Source organism: Halomonas sp. PR-M31 (assembly GCF_001039575.1).
In the GTDB taxonomy this organism is placed as follows: Bacteria; Pseudomonadota; Gammaproteobacteria; order Pseudomonadales; family Halomonadaceae; genus Modicisalibacter.
On the sequence record NZ_JIBT01000024.1, the window covers coordinates 84303 to 102483 of the forward strand.

Consider the following 18181-nt stretch of genomic DNA (forward strand, 5'->3'; position numbering starts at 1 on the left):
CCGATCAGGTTCGCGCCTGCTCGGGTTCTTCCTCCGGCGTAAAGGTCAGGCGGCGCTTGAGGGTATCGGACAAGGGCAGGTTGGCGAAGCGCGGCGAGGGCGCCGTCGAAGGCAGCAGGGAGCAGCCGCTCAGCAGCGTCAATAGCGCCGTCAGCAGCACCAGTGAGCGCAGCGGAGTAACAAGGTGATTCGTCATGCACGCCTCTCTTGATACAGATCTCTTTATGCAGGGCTGGATTGGGTTTGGCGCGGAAGATAACCGCAGAGCTGTGCCAGGGTCGACAGACGTCTGTTCGCATTACTGACGAAGGGATTGTCCTGGTCCCAGGCATAGCCTGCCAGAACCGCGCTGATCATGCGCTTGAGTCCGTCGGGCTGGGATTCGCTGAAGACGATGCTCTGTAGCCGACCGTCGTACCAGGCATCGACGAAGGCGCGGAAGGTAGCAATCCCATGGCGCAGTGGCGCTTCGAACTCTGTCTGCCAATCCACGCTCTCGCCGTGTAAATGTCGATTGACCAGCGGAGCGGCCATGATGGCGGAGTGCAGCGCGATGGTCACTCCGGAGGAAAAGACCGGATCGAGGAACTCCCCTGCGTTACCGAGCAGGGCATAGCCCGGCCCGTGCAGATTCGAAACATCCGCGGAGTAGCCCTTGAGTTCGCCGAAGGGGCGAAGCGGTCGGGCGTTGCGCAACAGCTGGCGATAGCGGGGTTCCGCGTCGATCAAGGCATGCCAACGCGCTTCGGCGCTGTCGCCATACTGCTCCAGGGTTTCGATGGCGCCGACCACGCCTACTGAGGCGTGGCCGTTGGCAAAGGGAATCAGCCAGTACCAGATACTGGCATCCTCGGGATGCACCCCGATCAGGATCTTCTCACGATCATAATCCGGATCGTCAATGTGATCCTCCACATGAGTAAATACCGCCATACGCGGCTCGAGCCGCGGGTCCCGCTCGAGATCGAGCTTGCGTGCCAGTACTCGGCCATAGCCGCTGGCATCCAGCAAAAAGCGCGCGGTCAGGGTCGTCGTCTTGCCATCTTCATCAACGTAGCTCACCCGAGGGCGTGTAGCGTCGGGGCAAACATCCGTCACGGTGACACCGAAGTCCACCTTGGCGCCACGATCGGCGGCGGCTTGGATCAAACGGTGATCGAAGTCTGCCCGCTCGATCTGGTAGGTGGTGCCCCAGCCCGGGGTAAACTTTTCGCGAAAGTCGATGGCAGTCGTTTTGGTACCGCAAGTGAAGGCAGCGCCATTCTTGAACTGATAATTGGCGGCCTGCACGGTCTCGAGCAGGCCGGCGGTCTCGAGATAACTCATGCACTGAGGCAGCAGACTTTCACCGATTGAGAAGCGGGGAAAGTGGCTGCGCTCCAGTACCCGCACATCATGACCCAGGCCCGTCAGCTGCGAGGCGGCGGCAGCGCCGGCAGGGCCCGCGCCGATGATGACGACATCGGTATCGACATCAGAAGAGTGTTCATGGGTCATGGGATTCTCCACCGAATATTGTCAGGCGTGCTCTCGGCTGGGCCGCACCCAGGGTACCAGACACCATACCATTGCCAGCCCAATCAGACAGGATAGCCCCAGGTAGTGCAACGCCGGGGTCGCGCTGAAAGTGAGCAGGCCAAAGGCCAGCAGGCTGGTCAGGGTCGAGAGGCTGATGGCCAGCCAGGTCGAGGCGCGGCTACCGTGCTCGACGCTGAAGATGCCCGCATCCAGGCCGATGCCCAGTACCAGCAGCAGCCCCAGCTGGCTGAAGACGTTCAAGGGAATGCCGATCAAGGCAAACAGCGTCAAGGTGCCTAGCAGGGCGCCCAGGGGCGGCGTCAATACCCGCCAGGTATTCTGGCCATAGCGCCAGATCAGCAATAGACTCAGCGCCATCACCGCCGCGGCCACCCACCAGACAATGTTTTTTCGCAGCTGACCGAGCAGTTCGCCGATGCGCGCCACACGATTGACATAGATGACGTCGTCATCGTTACCGGCCAGCGCCGTCAGCCGTTGTTCCAGCGCTGACGCCTGGCCATCTTCGCCGGTGAACTGAACCAGCAAAGCGGCGGCGATACGAACGCTTTCCTGGGTTTCCGGCTCGCTTTCAGGCTCGCCCAGCCACAGCCGCCGTTGAGAATTTCCCAAGGGCGAATCCAGCCAGGTGGCGACATCAAGCACGGGAGCGTCCTCGAGGCGCGTCCGGGCACGCTCGACGACCTTGTCATCAAGACCCGCCTGCTGCACCAAGGCTTTAAGGGGCTGGCCGTACAAGCGCTTCACGCGAGCCAGACTCTCTTGCTGCACGCCTAGCGGCGGCACGCTGTCGGCCAGATTGGTGATTCTCAAAGGCAGGCCTTCGTCGATCCAGTCACCCAGGGTGTCGCCCAGTGTCGCAAGACGGCTGAGCAGTGCTGCCTCATCGGTGGCGGTGACCAGCAGATAGCGGTTGCCGGTATCGCTGCCAAGCGCCTGCTGTACCTGACGCTCCTGATCGAGCAGCGTTTCCGGGGAGGGATTAAGCAAGCGCAGGCTGTCATCGCTGGTCAACTGCCAGCCGATCAGGGCACTACAAATCAGCAGCCCGACCAGCGCAATGCTGGGGGTAAGGCCGCGGCGGGGCGTCGTCCAGCGCCACAATCCTTCCGCAAGTCGCCGGGTCGCCGCCGGACTGGGCAGGCGCATGCGCGGCAGCCAAAGCACCACGCTGAGCCAGGCGCCGAGCAGCCCAAGAGCGGCGAAGGTGGCCATCTGACGCAGCCCTGGCATGGGGGTGAGGGTCTGGGCGAGATAGGCCAGCAGGCTCGAGACCAGTCCCAGGGTCAAGCCCGGCAACAGTCGGCCCAGTCGAAAATCGCGCCCGTGTACGGCGCGGTCGCACTGCAGATGCAGGGCGTAGTCGATGGCAATGCCGATCAGGCTGGCGCCGAAGGCCAGGGTCATCAGATGCAGCCGGCCAAACAGCATAAGCGTCACTGGCAGGGCGAGCAGCAGGCCGCAGGCCAGGGGCAGCATCATCTGAGCCAGCACCCAAGGCGAGCGGAACACCAGCAGTAGAATCGCGACCAAGCCGATAAAGGCGCCGAGCCCGATGGTAGTGATTTCCCGTTGGGCCTGGCGCGCACCGGCGGCAGCATGAAAGATCAATCCGGAGCGCAGCAGAGTGGCCTGAGGATGATCTTGCTCAAAGTCTTTGAGGGTTCGCGTCATGGCCTGCTGCGCGCCGATATCATAGGGGCTGCCAGCCAGATCGCCGATCAGCATCGCATGAGGGTTGCCCTGCAAAGTGACGGTGAGCAGGCCGTTTCGGGCCTGAACCGGGCTCTCGTCCCGAGCGTCGAGCCAGCGTTCCAAAAGACCGAAAGGGTCGGCAACCGGGTCGGGCTGCCCTGTGGGTGAGAATAGATTGCGCAGGGCCGGCTCGATTAGCGACTCACCGCCATCCTGATCGATGATGTGCTGCAGTTCCGGCGTCAGGAGACGATAGCGGTAGCGACCCAATGCCTGGCGCGGGTCGCTGTCAATCAGATCGGTATCTCGCCAGTCGATCTTGGCAAGCAGCGGTGTATCCTGGCCTTCGTGCTTGCCGGCATCACCCAGCGCTCTGGCCAGCGCCTGGGTGTCGGCTTTCAGGTTCGGGGACGACAGCAGCAATACGAAGCGATCCTCGAAGCCGCGCCCCAGTTGAACGTTGGCCTGCTCGATCAAGGGAGATTGATGATCCTCCGGCAGCATGGCGGTCAGGCGCGTATCCACCGGCAGCCCGTCCCGCACAAGCCAGGCCAAGCCGAGAACGCAGCCAAGCAGCACCAGGGCCCACAGCCAGGCGAACAGGCGCAAAAGCGTCGCCATCCTCTTCGACTGCGGTTCAGCGCTCAGGGTCATTGCCTGCCTCGGCGGCCGATGGATCAAAAGGCCGCTGATCGAAGAAGCGCACCCTGAGCACGTCCTCGTTGGCCGCGTAGAGCGCAATATTGTCGAGATAATCGGCGCCCTTGAGCTCAATGCGAGTGAAGCGCTGGCGCAGGGCTTTGGCCTTGGGTTCGAGAGTGACCTGCCAGGCCTCGTTCGTACCGGACACGTCGAGGGTGAAGCGCTCCTGCAGGGCATGCCAGTCCCCTTGCAGCAGCTGCAGAAGCAGCGTGCCGACCTGCTGGCGCTGGCGGTCGCTGCCGGCGCCAGCCTTCTCATCCAAGCTGTCCGCTGCGTTCTCGGCGGTGAACACGAGGCGATCCTCGATCGGGGTTTCCAGCACCCAGACCATCCGGGCGTCCCGCTCATAGAGAAAGTGACCAGTACTTTTCAGTCGGGTATCGAGATCCGCGAGATAGCGCTGCTGCTCGAAGCGACCCTCGAGAGTCTCGGTCTGATTCAATCGATCCTGCAGGTCGTCAAGCTCGAAGGCCAGCGTCGGACCGGACAAGAGCAGCAGCACGACAAGTGCATGACGCAACGATTTTCCTTTAATCCGCATACATTCCCTCCGCCAGATCGGCCAGGTGGACGCATAAATAGCGCAGATCGTTTTCCAGGGCTCGGTCTTCTTCAACGAAGGCAATACGTTCCCGGCACAGACGATGAAAGTCCCCAAGCGTCGGTGGAAGAAGAACGTCCTGGACGTGAGAGCCAGTCGCCTGGCGCAGATCCACCGCCTGGCAGGCACCGTGCAACAAGGCGGCAACCACCTGCTCGCTCAGAGTGAGTACCCGCAGCGCATCCCGGGCGGCAATGGTGCCCATGCTTACCTTGTCTTGATTGTGACACTCCGTGGAGCGAGAGAAGACACTCGCCGGCATGGTCAGCTTGAGGGCTTCGGCGGTCCAGGCGGAAACACCGATCTGCACCGCCTTATAGCCATGATTGAGCGGCGCTCGCTCCAGCGTGGCGCCGCTCAGATTGGCGGGCAGGCCGTGGTTGTAGCGGGTGTCGACCAGCAGGGCGAACTGCCGATCGAGCAGGTCGGCAATATTGGCCACCAGGGTCTTGAGGGAATCCATGGCGAAGGCGATATGACCGCCATAAAAATGTCCGCCATGCATCACCTTGCCGGCGACCGGATCGATCAGCGGGTTGTCGTTGGCGCTATTGAGCTCGTTTTCGATGAAGCTGCGAAGCCAAGGCAGGCTGTCTTCCAGCACGCCAATGACATGAGGCGCGCAGCGGGTTGAGTAGCGATCCTGCAGCCGCGAGGAGTTGCGCGGTGTCTCATCGTCATTGACTCGTCCAGGATCGTGGGCGAGGTCTCGATGTAAACGCGCAGCCACTCGCTGCTGCCCGATATGGGGCTTGGCGGCAAATAGATCCGCATCGAAATGATAGGGGTTGCCCTCCAGCGCCCAGCTGGTCATGGCGGTGATGCGGGTAGCCAGGCGCGACAGCCGTTCGGCGCGACCAAACGCCAGACAGGCCAGAGCCGTCATCACGGCGGTGCCGTTCATCAGCGCCAGGCCTTCCTTGGGACGCAGGCGGTAGGGGGTCAGACCGCGCTCCGCGAACACCTCCGCGGTGGAACGCCGCTGGCCGCCATCGAACACCTCACGCTCGCCGCATAGCACCGCAGCCAGATAGGAAAGCGGCGTCAGATCGCCGCTGGCGCCTACGGAGCCTTCGCTGGGAATCACCGGAATCACGTCTTCTTCGAGCAGCCACACCAAGCGCTCTAGAAGCTCGACGCTGACCCCGGAAACACCCCGGCAAAGCGATACCAGGCGCACCAGTACCACCGCCCGAGCGGACTCGATATCAAGAATCTCGCCTAGACCGCAGCCATGAAAGGTATAAAGGTGGCGCGGCAATTCCGCGTGCTGTGCCATGGGCACCGCTCGGGTACAGGCATCGCCGTAGCCGGTAGTGACCCCATAGACCACGCCGTCCTCCTCGAGCAGACGATCGAGAAAGGCCGGCCCGGCGGCGATACGTTCGCGAAACTCTGAAGAATCCGAAAGCTGGACGCGAGTAAGGCCAGCGGCCACGTCCAGCACGGTTTCGAGTGCGACGGCGCTGCCATCGAGTATCAGCGGGGTCGGGTGTCGGTCAGCGAGCATGTCGATCATCTATTTGCCAAAAGGGAAAGAAGTTGAACCACTGCAACGGGTAGCGGCGACATTGGTCCGTGAGCCAGGTGACGTAGCGCTGCATAGCGTCCTCGCGCCAGGCCTCGCGGTCGGCCCGGCGCAGGCGAGTGGTGTCGTCGAAGGGTTGGAACTCGATACGATGCGCCCGGCCCTCTCGTAGACAGCTCATCGTATAGATGGGGCAGCGCAACAGGGCCGCCAGCCAGAAGGGGCCCTCCGGAAATGGCGCCGGGGCACCAAGAAAATCGATATGGCGTACCCGGCCGCCGTCGTTGATCGGCACTCGATCCGCGGCGATCACCACGAATCCGCCGGCGTTGATGCGCGCTGCCAGGGCCATGGCAGTCGCCGGGGTAATCTCGGTTACCTCAATGATCTCAGGGCCGCGCCTTGCAGTGGAGCGGTCGAGCAGCTGGTTGAACTTGCGAGAATTGCGGGTGTGCATGAGCTGGGTGACATGGAAATCATCCCGGGTATCGCTCATGGCGCTACAGATTTCCAGATTGCCGATATGAGAGACCAGCATTAGGCCGCCTCGGCCGCTGCGAATGGCTTGGTCCAGACAGCGGCGATCCTCTTGGGTGACACGCACCTCGAGGGGCATGCCGCTCCAGGCATCCACCTTGTCCATCAGGGACTGGCCAAAGGCCATGAAGTGCTTTAACCCAAGCCAAAGTCTCCAGCGCGGCGGCGATCCGGCATGTAACGGCCAAATGCGTTCGAGATAGCGGCGCGACGCGCGCCGAGGCAATGCCCGGCCAAGATAGTAATAAAGAATGACTGGCGCGAGCATTACCCGGAAGGGCAGACGCCCGAGATGGCGACGAATCCAGACCATGATGCGCATGCCGGCCACGGAGCCGGATTCCTGGATGCGTGCCCAATGCTGGGGGGCGCCGGAAGAGTGACTCATGAGGCGTGATTCAATGTTCCCGGTCGCTTGAAAAGCAGTCGTGGCAGGCGTCGCAGCATGCCACAGAATAGTCGCCCATGCATGACGACCAGCAGGGCATTGTCCCGCCACATATCAAAATGCGACACGCCGTCCAACGGATAGTGAACCCGCACCGGTAGATTCACGACCGGCAGGCCGGCCCATAGCCAGCGCACCGGCAGCTCCGTATCGAACTGCATGCGATCGCCGCAGCCATGGCGGGCCACCAGCGATTGACCGCGGCAACCGGATACAGCTTGACGCCGCACATGGTATCGCGAAGCGTGAAGGAAAGCGTGTTGAGCCATACCAGGGCATGGGTGGCGTAGCGGGCGTAGAAGCGATGCCGGGGCACGCTCCGATCGTAGTGAGGATAGGCAATCCGCAGCTCCTGGCGATCGGCGGTCAACCCCTCCAGAAAAGTCGGGAAATCCCTGGCATCATGCTGGCTGTCCGCATCGATCTGAAGAGCATGGGTGAAACCCTGGCGCTGCGCCTCGCGCAGGCCTGCCTTGATTGCTGCCCCCTTGCCACTGTTCTTCGCTAGACGTACCAACGTTACATCTTCTGCCTGGGCGAGGGTGTCGAGTACGCCGGCGCACTCCAGGTCGCTGCCATCATCCACCAGCAATAGCGGCACACCCAGACGGCGCGCCCCGGCACAGGTCGCGGCAATCGCCCCGGCATGGTTGTAAACGGGAACCAGCACGCAGGCGCGAGCCGATTGCTTACTCGACATCACTTGTCTCCCTATCTGAAAAAATGGCCTTGCCGCTGGCATGGGTGGCTTGCCGGCCCTTCAGGGTGAAGGTCAGCTTGGGGTTCTGTTCGCCCTGGGGCGGGACGGAAGATAGAAGGAGAGAAAGCTCGGCGCGATCTCCAGGACGCAGCAGTTGGGGAAATTTGACTCGCTCAAAGCGCTTGAACGTGCTTTGAAGACCTAGATGCTCCCGGGCAAGTTCGATGATCCACTGCAGAATGACGACGCCAGGCAACACCGGCTGTGCATCGAAATGCCCCTGCAGATAGATCAGTCGTTCCGGGACTTCCAGGGTAACGCGGCAGCGCTCATCGTCCTCAAATGTCACCCCCAGCCAGCGAGGCAGGCGACGGTTGTGCAGGTCTTTAATTTGCAGGTCTCTAAAAAGACGCGCCATGACGGTGCCGGAAAATTTGCCTTGGGCATTGGCCGGCCAGGTATCCACGAAACGCCAATAGCGCGGTATTACCGTAGACTCAAAGGTTTCGAGCAGGTGCCGTCGCAGCCCTTCGGTCAGCGCGCGCCGCGCTGCGTGATCGTAAGGGATCAGCTGCGGCTCCAGTTGAACGATGGCGCCCAGTCGAGTGTTGCGTTCTGGCAGATTGATGGTGCGTGCCTGAAGCACGCCGGGGTAGGTGGCGAGGGTGCGATCCATGCTCGTCAAGGACAAACGCTTGCCCCCCACCTTGAGAATACGATCGACCCGGCCCAGCAGGCGAAAGCCTGACTCTTCAATAGCAATACGATCCGCCTGACGCTGCCAGCCGGTGGTGTCCAGAAAGGGGGAGCGCAACCATAGGGTGCCCTGGGTGTCGTCACGGATATCGATTCCGGGAAGCGGCGTCCAGCATTCGCTGCGCTGCTGAATGCGCCAGGCGATGCCGCCGGTCTCGGAGCTGCCATAGATCTCGCTGACCGGTACTCCCAGAATCCTCAGGGCGCGTTCACTAGCGGCCTGGGACAGCGGCGCGCCGGAGGAGTGTATGCGCGACAGCACCTGGGGCGCGGTTTGCCAGTCAAGCTCCTCGGGCAAGCGTTCAAGAGGCGGCGGCGCGGTGATGAGTACCGCATCGCAAGGCGCGGTTACTGCATCAGGCACCATGTCGGCAGAGCTTGAAGGATGCGTCTTGGCCAGACGGGCCAGCCAGGCGCTCAGGGTTTCCGGGTAGCGGCACAGGCTCGTGGCCATGGTCGCCCCTTCGCAAAGCGGACGCAGAATGGCAAACAGCAGGCCGTAGATATGCTGATGGCTTACCTGGCTGATCACCAGTCGCCCCTCTAGAGGCCATAGACGCGCATGCATGCAAAGCTCCGCGTCCAGTTGGGCAAAGCATTTGTCGAGACGCTGCGGATCGCCGCTGGAACCGGACGTGTACAAGGAGAGTGCGAGAGCACCGGCATCAAGGGTTCCCCAGCGCGGTATCCCGGCATCAGGACCGGCACGATGCCCGCTCATCACATCGCCGAGGCGCCCCGCGGTCAAGCGATCTACTCCCGCCAGGGTTTCCGGCCGATCGTCTGCGGGCAATACGACGCTATCGCCGCGCTCCCAGCAGGCGATCAGGGCGGCGGCAAACTCAAGCGGCTCACGCAGATGCAAAAGCCAACGCCGGCCTGAAGGCGCCAGGGAATCCAGCAGGTCCTGCCAGGCACCGATACGGCCATGGAGCATCGACCAGGGTACAGCAGCCTCGGCGATCGGCTCGGCGCAGCGCCAGCCAATCGGCTGATTCAGCGAAGCATGACGCCAAGGGGCGCTAAGAAGCGAAGTGTCAGTCATGGCTCGCCTTGCGCCGCACCCGTTGGCGAACGCACCACTCTCCGGCAAACAGGGCGCCGCTCAACCCATAGGCGATGCCACCGTTGTACAACGTCCAAAGCCCTAGATCCGCGTAAAGCGCGGTCCACAGAGCAATACTGCCATTGATCAAAAAGAAGCCGCACCACAGCTGGGTGACGCGCCGGGTATAGCGCACACCGCTGGGGGGAAGATCGGGTTCCTGCCGCCGGGCCAAACGCTCGATCAGGCTTGGCGGATGGCGCAGGCTCCAGGCGAATAAAATGAAAAGCGCAGCATTGATCAGTACCGGCCAGGCGCGTACCCCGATATCCACATGGCCCGCCAACGCCAAAACCACTACGCCGAGCGCCAGTAAAAGACCCCAGCGTTTATATCCTTGTGGAAGCCGCCAGCTGATCAGCGCCACTCCCAGTGCCAGCAATAGCACACCACCATCTCTGGGCAGCAGAAAGAACACCAGCAGCGGCCAGGCCAGTACCATCAACCCGAGCAACAGTGAGACGGGGGCTGGGTGAGCGCGATGGCGAGCGTTCATGGGGACGATCATGGGCTACGTCTTCTTTTGCATTAGTGAATGCGTCTTTCTTCCACTAACGCGGCGAGGCTTTTCAGACTGGCAAAGTGCCGGCGGGACTCCTCGCTATCCGCTTCGAGCTTGATGCCGTAGGTCTTTTGCAGCGCTAGACCCAGTTCCAGGGCGTCGATGGAATCAAGTCCCAGCCCTTCGACGAACAAGGGTTCGTCACGGTCGATGTCTTCCGGAGTGACGTCCTCGAGTTCCAGGGTGTCGATGATCAAGTGTTTGAGTTCAAGTTCCAGCGCGTTCGCCATGGGCGGTGTCCTTGTCCATCAAAATTGAAATAGAGGCCGAATGACCGTTCATTTTCCGAGCCTTCGTAGGCATGTGCAATTATCCGGGCATGCTCCTGGAAAGCTTCGAAGGAAGCCCTGAACAAGCACCTGAATAAAGCCCTGAACAAGGCTTTGAACAAAGTCAGGGTCAAGCATGTTCCGATGAGGCAAAGCATGGCAAAGCAGTCATATATTATGATGACATTGTCCATGCTCGGCGGCGAATGGGGCAGACTAACGGTGTTTCACCGAGTAGCCAAGCGATCACGTCATCGGGCTGGGGTGGACGGTACTCATGGGACGTCGATTCGCTGACGCTATGGGCAGTAATAGTCTGCTTTCCGCATGCCGTAGCGTTCATTGTCAGGCGCATGGCTACCGCCATCATGGTCGAAGGCCCCGGCGTGTGATCGGCAAACCGTGGCGGAATGGGGGCGTCGCTGAATGCCACGATCACTTGTTTCTCTCCTTCCAGGAGATAGCCTAGGCGTCGCTGAACAGCGCAGAGACTTCGGCACCGGAAGCGGCAATGGCCTGCAGGGAGCGACGATTGCCACTGGCAATGGAGTGAACGCCGATCGTTGCATTGTGTACCGACATGCCAAACCGCGCCGGCGAGAGAGATTCTCCTTCGTTGAGCGCGTACAGCATTTCCAGGGTGCGCTCCGAGTCGCCGTGCCGAGACGCATGCAGAAGCACGCATTCGGCGTCCGGATCGAGCTCTGCCAGCATGTCGCAGAGGGCGCGCCCCAGGCTATTGAGACGGCGACGCAACATGGGCGCACCCGGGTGGCGGCGGGGCGTTCTTCAACGGATAGACGTGGATCATGAGCGGGTTTGCGCCCAGGGTGCCAGGCGCGCCAATCTTCGAGGATAAGCGATGCGTCATTCATCGAGCATTGAGTTCCAGGCTTCAAGCGTAGTCAGCGCAACGCGCATACCCTACGCCACTCTATAGCGATAGGCTACCGGGAGTCGTGTTGAGCAAGAAGCAGGACCAATCCGGCTAATCGCCGTTCATTTTTCATGGGGGTAGCGGGTCGCCTGGAGGCTGTCCTTGATCTTCTTGAGATGGGGCAAGAAGCCTTCTCCCCGGCGTAAGGTGACACCGGTTGCCAGCACATCGATCAGAGCCAGATGAATCATGCGGGAGGTCATGGGCATGTAGACATCGGTATCTTCCGGAGTGACGACTTCCAGGGTTTCGGTGCATTGAGCGGCCAGAGGCGATGACGGCGCGGTGATGCCAAGTACTACCGCGCCGCTGCTGCGTCCTAGCTCGGCGATATCCACCAGTTCCCGGGTGCGCCCGGTATAGGAAATAATCACAATGACATCGCCGGTATGACTGGCGGCGGCCACCATGCGCTGCATCAGCACGTCTTCGTAGACCATTACCGGCAGATTGAAGCGAAAGAACTTGTGCTGGGCATCCTGGGCCACCGGGCCGGAGGCGCCGAGCCCGAAAAAGCTGATCTGCTTGGCCTGAATGAGATAGTCCACGGCCCGCTCGATGCTGCGAGAATCCAGTGCGCGGCGAGCGTCGTCCAGGGCCGCGACGCTGGCGCCGAATATCTTGTCCGCATAGCTGGCCGCGTCGTCTTCGGGTTCCACGTTGCGACTGATATAGGGGGTGCCCCCGGCCAGGCTCTGGGCCAGCTTGATCTTGAAATCAGGGTAACCCTTGGTTTCAAAGCTGCGGCAAAAACGATTCACCGTGGGTTCACTGACCGACGCGCGTTGAGCCAGGGTGGCGATGCTAAGCCCGGTGGCGGTCAGCGGATCCGCAAGAATGACCTCCGCCACCTTGCGTTCGGAACGATTGAGCGACTCCAGACGCTGACGAATGCGCTCAAAAAGATCGTGGCTGGCCATCAGACGGCGTTCTTTACCATGGGATGATTCCTACCATACTGTGATGTAGCGGTCTAACGGGAAAGACGTCATTTTGGATCGACCCCCTCCCGGCAAAAAGATCAAAACGTTCAATACAATATATTTGTCAAAGTTACCAAACTATTTGCGGGGCGTAGCATTAATAACGTACTTTATTAGTAATTTAACCAGAATTTTAAGGGGTGGTTCATGGTTCAAAGCACCACATCCGACGTCGATCTCGCCCTGTTCGGTGGCTTGGGTGATCTGTCGCTACGCAAGCTGTATCCGGCGCTTTATCACCTGGATCGAGACAACCTGCTGGCCAAGGGCACGCGAATTCTGGGTTTAGCACGCCAGGACACGGATACACAGGCCTTTCGCAAACGGGTACACAAGACCCTGAATACCTACGTCAAACCAGATGCTTTGGAGCAGGAGTGTCTGCAGCGTTTTCTTGAACGTCTTGATTATCTACGGCTCGACTTCAACGATGCGGAAGGCTTCCAAGCCATTCGACAATGGCGAGAAAGCGCGCCAAAAGAGAAAGACAGCCGTCCCATGACGGTTTATATGGCAGTGCCGGCGAGTATCTTCGGCGACATCTGTCATAACCTGCATAACAGCGGCAGCCTTGACGACGAGACTCGAGTGGTGGTGGAAAAACCCATCGGCTACGATCTCGAGTCCTCCCAGGAAATCAATGATGCCATCGGCGCGGTATTTCCCGAATCGCGGATCTATCGCATCGATCACTACCTGGGCAAGGAAACCGTCCAGAATCTGATCGCGATGCGTTTTGCCAATCCGCTGTTCGGCACTCAGTGGAACCAGAATCATATCTCTCACGTCGAGATCACCGTCGCCGAACAGGTTGGCATCGAAGGGCGCTGGGGCTATTTCGACAAGGCTGGCCAGTTACGGGACATGGTGCAGAATCATTTGCTGCAGCTTTTATGCCTGATTGCCATGGACCCGCCTTCCAATCTCGATGCGGATGCCATTCGCGACGAAAAGGTCAAGGTGCTCAAGGCGCTCAAGCCTTTCAGCCGGGAGTCGATTCAACGAGACGTGGTGCGAGGCCAGTATATTGCGGGCTCGATCGAAGGCGATAGCGTTCCGGGGTATCTTGACGAGGACGGCGCCAATGCGGATAGCCATACCGAAACCTTCGTCGCCATGCGCACCGAAGTGGCCAACTGGCGCTGGGCCGGCGTGCCGTTCTATCTGCGTACCGGCAAGCGCATGCCGGAGAAGCTGTCCCAGATCGTCATTCATTTTCGTCAGCAGGCGCACTACATCTTCGACCCGGATCAGCGCAGCCTGGCCTCCAACAAGCTGATCATCCGTCTGCAGCCGGAAGAGGGCATCGCGCTGCAGGTGCTGACCAAGGATGGCGGGCTCGACAAGGGCATGCGCCTGCGTCCCGGGCCCTTGCATCTGGACTTCAACAGCGCCTTTCCCAAGACGCGTATTCCCGATGCCTACGAGCGTCTCTTGCTGGAAGTCATGAAAGGTCAGCAGTATCTGTTCGTGCGCCGGGACGAGGTCGAATACGCCTGGCGCTGGGCAGATCGTCTGGTCGCTGCCTGGGATGAAATCGAGATGCCGCCGCGCCGATATCCCGCGGGTTCCTGGGGGCCGGTGGCCTCAATCGCCATGATCACCCAGGATGGACGTTCCTGGTACGAGGATTACTGATGAGTGCATCTGCGTCTGAAAAAGTCTCGCCGTCGCGCAAACATCTGGCGAACCAACTGGCGGAATCCGTTGCCGGCGCGCTGGCAGTGGATCTAAGCAATCAGGAGCGGGTGTTGCTGCTGGTTTCCGGCGGTTCGACGCCGGTGCCGTTCTTCAGGCGGCTTGCATCGGTGGATCTATCCTGGGAGCGGGTCGACGTGGCCCTTGTCGATGAACGCTGGGTAGACGACGCGCATCAGGACAGCAATGCCCGACTGGTGAAAGAGCATCTGCTTCAAGGGCCTGCGGCCAAGGCACGCTTTCATTCGCTGACCACGGCCCACGGTACCCCGGAGGAAGGCGCGATAGAGGTTGCCGAGCGTCTTGCCGAGCTTTCCTGGCCCGCGAGTGCCGTGGTGTTGGGCATGGGCGGCGACGGCCACACGGCCTCACTGTTTCCTGACAGCGGCGAACTGGGCCTGGCGTTGAGTACCGATGACGCGACGGTAGCGGTGCGTTCCCCCAGTGTGCCGCAGCCCCGTATTACCTTGAGCGCGAGCTGGTTGCATCAGGCAAGGCGCCATATGCTGCACATCGTCGGCGACGACAAGCGAGCGGTATTGGCCCGGGCCATGGGAGGCGATGACGTGCGGGAACTGCCCATTCGTGTGTTCTTGAGCTGTCCCCTTGCCATTTATTGGGCGCCCTAAGCTGAAATTTTGATGGAGTACAACATGAGTATCGAAAAGCAACTGCCTTCGACCCGTACCACGGAGCTCGATAGTATCTGTCAAAGAGCCGAGGTCATCCCGGTACTGACGATCGAGCGACTGGAGGATGCCATCCCCCTTGGGCGTGCCCTGGTGGAAGGTGGGCTGCCGGTAATCGAGATTACCCTGCGCACCGACTGTGCCCTGGAAGCTCTCAAGCGCATGAACGAGGAATTGCCTCGGGCCAGTGTCGGTGCCGGCACCGTGCTGACCCCGGCGCAATATCGCCAGGCCGAACAGGCCGGGGCGGATTTCGTGGTCACGCCGGGGGCGACGGATACCCTCTATCGGTATGGTGTGAGCAGCCCCGTGCCGATGCTGCCGGGAGTCGCCACCGTTTCCGAGCTGATGGCGGGCTGGCAGTATGGCTATCGGCGCTTCAAGTTCTTCCCGGCCCAGGCCAGCGGTGGAGTTGCAGCGCTCAAATCCTTTGCCGCACCGATTCCCGGCGCGCTTTTTTGTCCTACCGGTGGCATCACTCTGGAGAACGCCGAGAGCTATCTCGAGTTGCCCAACGTCATGTGTGTGGGAGGCTCCTGGATCACCCCCAAGAAACTGATCGATGCAGAAGACTGGGACGGCATTCGGAAGTTGGCAAGAGAAGCGGCAGATCGTTTTCACCACTGAGAACGCATTGTAGAAGGTGCTGTATTCGTGTCTCAAAATTTGTTTGATCAACGTCTTTCCAGCCCCGCCGTGGCGCGCAATCGCGATGCGATTCTGGCAGTACTGCGAGACGTGCTGCCACAGCAGGGCAAGGTGCTGGAGGTCGCCAGCGGTAGCGGCGAACATGCGCTGTACCTTGCCCGCCACCTGCCTGCCATTCTCTGGCAGCCAAGCGATCCGAATCCTCAGGCGCTGGCGTCCATTGCCGCCTGGCGCAAGACAGAACCTCTCGACAACCTGCTCGAGCCGGTACAGCTGGACGCTACTCTTCGCCCCTGGCCAGTTGGGGATTTTGACGCCCGGGTGTGCATCAACATGATTCACATCGCCCCCTGGGAGGCGGCGCAGGCGCTGTTTGTCGAGGTCGGCAAGGTTTTAGAAGAGGGCGGCGTGCTGTATCTGTATGGGCCGTTCAAGCGCGACGGACAGCATACCGCGGCGAGCAACGCGGCCTTCGATGAGGATCTGCGCCGTCGCGACCCGCGCTGGGGTGTTCGGGATCTGAGCGACATAGCGGCGCTGGCTCAAGAGAATACTCTACGTATCGAACGCATCGTCGAGATGCCCGCCAACAATCTCAGCCTGGTGTTGCGAAAATAGTATTGTAGAAAAAGGATGTAAGCGGTATTTGCTTGATTAATTTGGCGTTGCCCCAAACACTAGTAGTCAATAACTGATTTCGACGGGTCAAGAAAGGAGGCTATCCATGTCCGCATCCGATTTCGCAGAAGAATTTCGTATGGACAAACCCTGTCCCAGCTGCGACAGCCATCTCATGCGTGTCTCTCAAGAGAAGAACCCGGATGACAAGGTGTTCTGCGCCTCCTGCAATACCTACGTATGTCTTTTTCGGGAAGCCGAGGAGCGTCTGGAAAATGATTCCAAGAGCGAGAAGGAGGAGCTGATCGAGAAGGTAACCAACAAGGATTTCGACAAGGGGCTCGATGAGGATTTAAACAAGGGCACTGAAAATTGATTTCTCGCCGTTAAAACACTTTTGCGCCACGGCCTCTACTCATCGCCGTGGCGAACTCGTCATGTCATCGCGTATTCTTTGCTTCCCTTCCGTCGTGCTGTCTCTTTCTTTTCATAATTCGACTTTGGTCGCATGCGCTTGAGACCTGTATTGTGCATTGCAGCAGGTTTCCGGGGTGTAACACGCACGCTGGGCCTATACGTTGCAATCGACGCGGAGTCTCGCAATGTGGCAGAAACTCGCAGGTTTGATGGGCGGTTCGTCCGTTCCCGAGGTCAGTCTTGCCTTGCAGGGTGGTGGCGCCCATGGCGCTTATACCTGGGGAGTGCTGGATCGCTTGCTCGAAGAAGGTTGGCGCATCGAGGGCGTCAGTGGTACCAGCGCAGGGGCAATGAATGCGGTCGCTTTGGCTCAAGGGTGGATGAACGACGGTGCGGCAGGTGCCCGGCAATCCTTGTCGGACTTCTGGCAAGCGGTTGCGAATCGCGCCCCGTTTCACATGAATTTTCTGCAGCAAATCGATCCCAATGGCGACGCGGCCATGCCCGCCTCGATGCACATGATGCAGGCACTCACCAAGATGCTCTCGCCCTATCAATTCAATCCGCTGGATATCAATCCTCTGCGGGATATCCTGCAGGAACAGTTCGATTTCGAGCGCCTGCAACAAGACTGTCCGCTCAAACTCTTCATCGCTGCCACTCATGTCGGCACTGGTAAAGTGAAGCTGTTCGAAAACCAGGAAATCAGCGAGAAGGCACTGCTGGCCTCTGCCTGCCTTCCGAGTGTGCATCAGGCGGTAGAGATCGAGGGTGAGTACTATTGGGACGGGGGTTATAGCGCCAATCCTGCGATATATCCGCTGGTTTATGATTGCAAGACCCAGGATATTCTATTGATCCTGCTTGACTCTTTCGAGTCTGGGCCGCTTCCCCGCAGCGCCAAGGGAATTGCCAGTCGCAGTATGGATCTAGGATTTTCTTCCGGTTTTCTGCGGGAGATGCGCGCCATTTGTCAGGCGCGTAACTACATCGCTACCTCGTCATCCCGTGTCTGGCCTCGAGGGCGTCTGGAACGCCTGCTGGGGCGGCTGCGGTTTCATCTCGTCGAAGCAGACGATCTTGCAGATATGAACGGCATCAGCAAGCTCAATGCATCCTCTGACTTTATCAATCGCTTACGCGATCTTGGACGGAATAGAGCCCAGCGCTGGCTGGCAAACAACCAGCGTTCACTGGGGCATAAAGCGTCGGTACAAATAGAGCGGCTCTTTACGTGAATTGCTCCACCTGAGCCGCTCCTGGCGTTTTTATCTTCCCGTTACAACAGTTCTTCCGCCGCCAGGGCCAGGCGGGAGCGCTCCACGCTCTTCAAGGTGACGTGGCCGGCATTGGGCCAGTCGCGAAAACGCTCGACCACCGCCGCCATGCCACAGGTATTGGTAGTGAGATAGGGCGTGTCGATCTGACCGACATTGCCCAGGCAGACGATTTTGGTATTGCGCCCGGCCCGAGTGATCAAGGATTTGAGCTGTTTCGGAGTAAAGTTCTGCGCCTCGTCGATGATCAGGAAGGTATCGTTCAGCGTGCGCCCCCGCATGAAAGTGGGGGAGCGTATCTGCACTCGAGCGCCGATCAATTGGCGGGTGGCGCCCTCGCTCCAGCTGGAGGTGCCGTCCCTCTCGTCCCTCAGCAGATTGTCCATGTTGTCGTGGAACGCCCCCATCCAGGGCGACATCTTCTCCTCTTCGGTGCCCGGCAAAAAGCCGATGTCCTCCCCCATGGGGATCG

Annotated in this window: 21 protein-coding genes; 6 read left to right on the forward strand and 15 right to left on the reverse strand. The window is 60.2% G+C overall.

Translation table 11 applies throughout. The features are described from left to right. Positions 1–4: 4 nt before the first annotated feature. The 14 genes from CH74_RS18760 to CH74_RS07585 all read right to left on the reverse strand — a co-directional run bounded on the left by CH74_RS18760 (position 5) and on the right by CH74_RS07585 (position 12299). Positions 5–196 carry a hypothetical protein gene (locus CH74_RS18760; RefSeq protein ID WP_048306840.1) on the reverse strand — a complete coding sequence of 64 codons (192 nt, stop codon included), beginning with the start codon at positions 194–196 and terminating at the stop codon, positions 5–7. A 26-nt stretch (positions 197–222) separates the two neighbouring features. Then, positions 223–1497, reverse strand: a complete 1275-nt coding sequence (locus tag CH74_RS07535; RefSeq protein WP_048306841.1) for an NAD(P)/FAD-dependent oxidoreductase — start codon at positions 1495–1497, stop codon at positions 223–225. 21 nt (positions 1498–1518) lie between these two features. Beyond that, positions 1519–3888, reverse strand: a complete 2370-nt coding sequence (locus tag CH74_RS07540; RefSeq protein WP_253272994.1) for an MMPL family transporter — start codon at positions 3886–3888, stop codon at positions 1519–1521. Next, positions 3872–4456 (reverse strand): outer membrane lipoprotein carrier protein LolA, encoded by a 585-nt coding sequence (locus CH74_RS07545; RefSeq protein ID WP_048306843.1) that lies wholly within the window; start codon positions 4454–4456, stop codon positions 3872–3874. The genes CH74_RS07540 and CH74_RS07545 overlap by 17 nt, the downstream gene beginning before the upstream one ends. A gap of 10 nt (positions 4457–4466) precedes the next feature. Beyond that, a complete protein-coding gene (hutH, locus tag CH74_RS07550; protein ID WP_253272995.1) occupies positions 4467–6047 on the reverse strand; it encodes a histidine ammonia-lyase in 1581 nt (526 codons plus the stop codon). Continuing rightward, positions 6037–6990, reverse strand: coding sequence for a glycosyl transferase (locus CH74_RS07555; RefSeq protein ID WP_048306845.1), 954 nt, complete (start codon positions 6988–6990; stop codon positions 6037–6039). Before CH74_RS07555 ends, hutH begins: the two co-directional genes overlap by 11 nt. Further along, a complete protein-coding gene (locus CH74_RS19475; protein WP_253272996.1) occupies positions 6987–7211 on the reverse strand; it encodes a hypothetical protein in 225 nt (74 codons plus the stop codon). The genes CH74_RS07555 and CH74_RS19475 overlap by 4 nt, the downstream gene beginning before the upstream one ends. Continuing rightward, a complete protein-coding gene (locus CH74_RS07560; RefSeq protein ID WP_253272997.1) occupies positions 7154–7750 on the reverse strand; it encodes a glycosyltransferase family 2 protein in 597 nt (198 codons plus the stop codon). The genes CH74_RS19475 and CH74_RS07560 overlap by 58 nt, the downstream gene beginning before the upstream one ends. Next, entirely contained in the window at positions 7740–9551 is a 1812-nt protein-coding gene (locus tag CH74_RS07565; protein ID WP_048306846.1) for an AMP-binding protein, read from the reverse strand. Before CH74_RS07565 ends, CH74_RS07560 begins: the two co-directional genes overlap by 11 nt. Then, entirely contained in the window at positions 9544–10119 is a 576-nt protein-coding gene (locus CH74_RS07570; protein WP_253272998.1) for a hypothetical protein, read from the reverse strand. Before CH74_RS07570 ends, CH74_RS07565 begins: the two co-directional genes overlap by 8 nt. A 20-nt stretch (positions 10120–10139) precedes the next feature. Then, complete coding sequence (locus CH74_RS07575; RefSeq protein ID WP_048306848.1) at positions 10140–10403, reverse strand: phosphopantetheine-binding protein; 264 nt, start codon at positions 10401–10403, stop codon at positions 10140–10142. 214 nt (positions 10404–10617) lie between these two features. Next, positions 10618–10881, reverse strand: coding sequence for a hypothetical protein (locus CH74_RS18765; protein WP_172656312.1), 264 nt, complete (start codon positions 10879–10881; stop codon positions 10618–10620). Positions 10882–10907: 26 nt separating this feature from the next. Next, positions 10908–11201, reverse strand: a complete 294-nt coding sequence (locus CH74_RS18770; protein WP_172656313.1) for a beta-ketoacyl synthase chain length factor — start codon at positions 11199–11201, stop codon at positions 10908–10910. Positions 11202–11441: 240 nt separating this feature from the next. Next, the gene (locus CH74_RS07585; protein WP_048306849.1) at positions 11442–12299 is read right to left on the reverse strand and encodes a MurR/RpiR family transcriptional regulator; all 858 of its coding nucleotides are present in this window, start codon (positions 12297–12299) and stop codon (positions 11442–11444) included. Between the two features lie 210 nt (positions 12300–12509). Here CH74_RS07585 and zwf point away from each other — a divergent pair, with 210 nt between their 5' ends. From zwf to CH74_RS07615, 6 genes are all read left to right on the forward strand, one after another. Then, entirely contained in the window at positions 12510–14000 is a 1491-nt protein-coding gene (zwf, locus tag CH74_RS07590) for a glucose-6-phosphate dehydrogenase (protein ID WP_048306850.1), read from the forward strand. Beyond that, positions 14000–14689 carry a 6-phosphogluconolactonase gene (gene pgl, locus CH74_RS07595; RefSeq protein ID WP_048306851.1) on the forward strand — a complete coding sequence of 230 codons (690 nt, stop codon included), beginning with the start codon at positions 14000–14002 and terminating at the stop codon, positions 14687–14689. The genes zwf and pgl overlap by 1 nt, the downstream gene beginning before the upstream one ends. A gap of 24 nt (positions 14690–14713) precedes the next feature. Beyond that, on the forward strand, positions 14714–15376 hold the full coding sequence (locus tag CH74_RS07600) for a bifunctional 4-hydroxy-2-oxoglutarate aldolase/2-dehydro-3-deoxy-phosphogluconate aldolase (RefSeq protein WP_048306852.1): 663 nt from the start codon (positions 14714–14716) through the stop codon (positions 15374–15376). Positions 15377–15403: 27 nt separating this feature from the next. Continuing rightward, a complete protein-coding gene (locus CH74_RS07605; RefSeq protein ID WP_048306853.1) occupies positions 15404–16015 on the forward strand; it encodes a DUF938 domain-containing protein in 612 nt (203 codons plus the stop codon). A 106-nt stretch (positions 16016–16121) separates the two neighbouring features. After that, positions 16122–16391, forward strand: a complete 270-nt coding sequence (locus CH74_RS07610) for a hypothetical protein (RefSeq protein WP_048306854.1) — start codon at positions 16122–16124, stop codon at positions 16389–16391. Positions 16392–16617: 226 nt separating this feature from the next. Then, positions 16618–17670: a patatin-like phospholipase family protein gene (locus CH74_RS07615; RefSeq protein ID WP_048306855.1), complete on the forward strand. Its 1053-nt coding sequence runs from the start codon at positions 16618–16620 to the stop codon at positions 17668–17670. Between the two features lie 41 nt (positions 17671–17711). Here CH74_RS07615 and CH74_RS07620 read toward each other — a convergent pair. Further along, the coding region (locus CH74_RS07620) for a PhoH family protein (RefSeq protein WP_172656314.1) at positions 17712–18181 on the reverse strand (470 nt) is incomplete at its 5' end.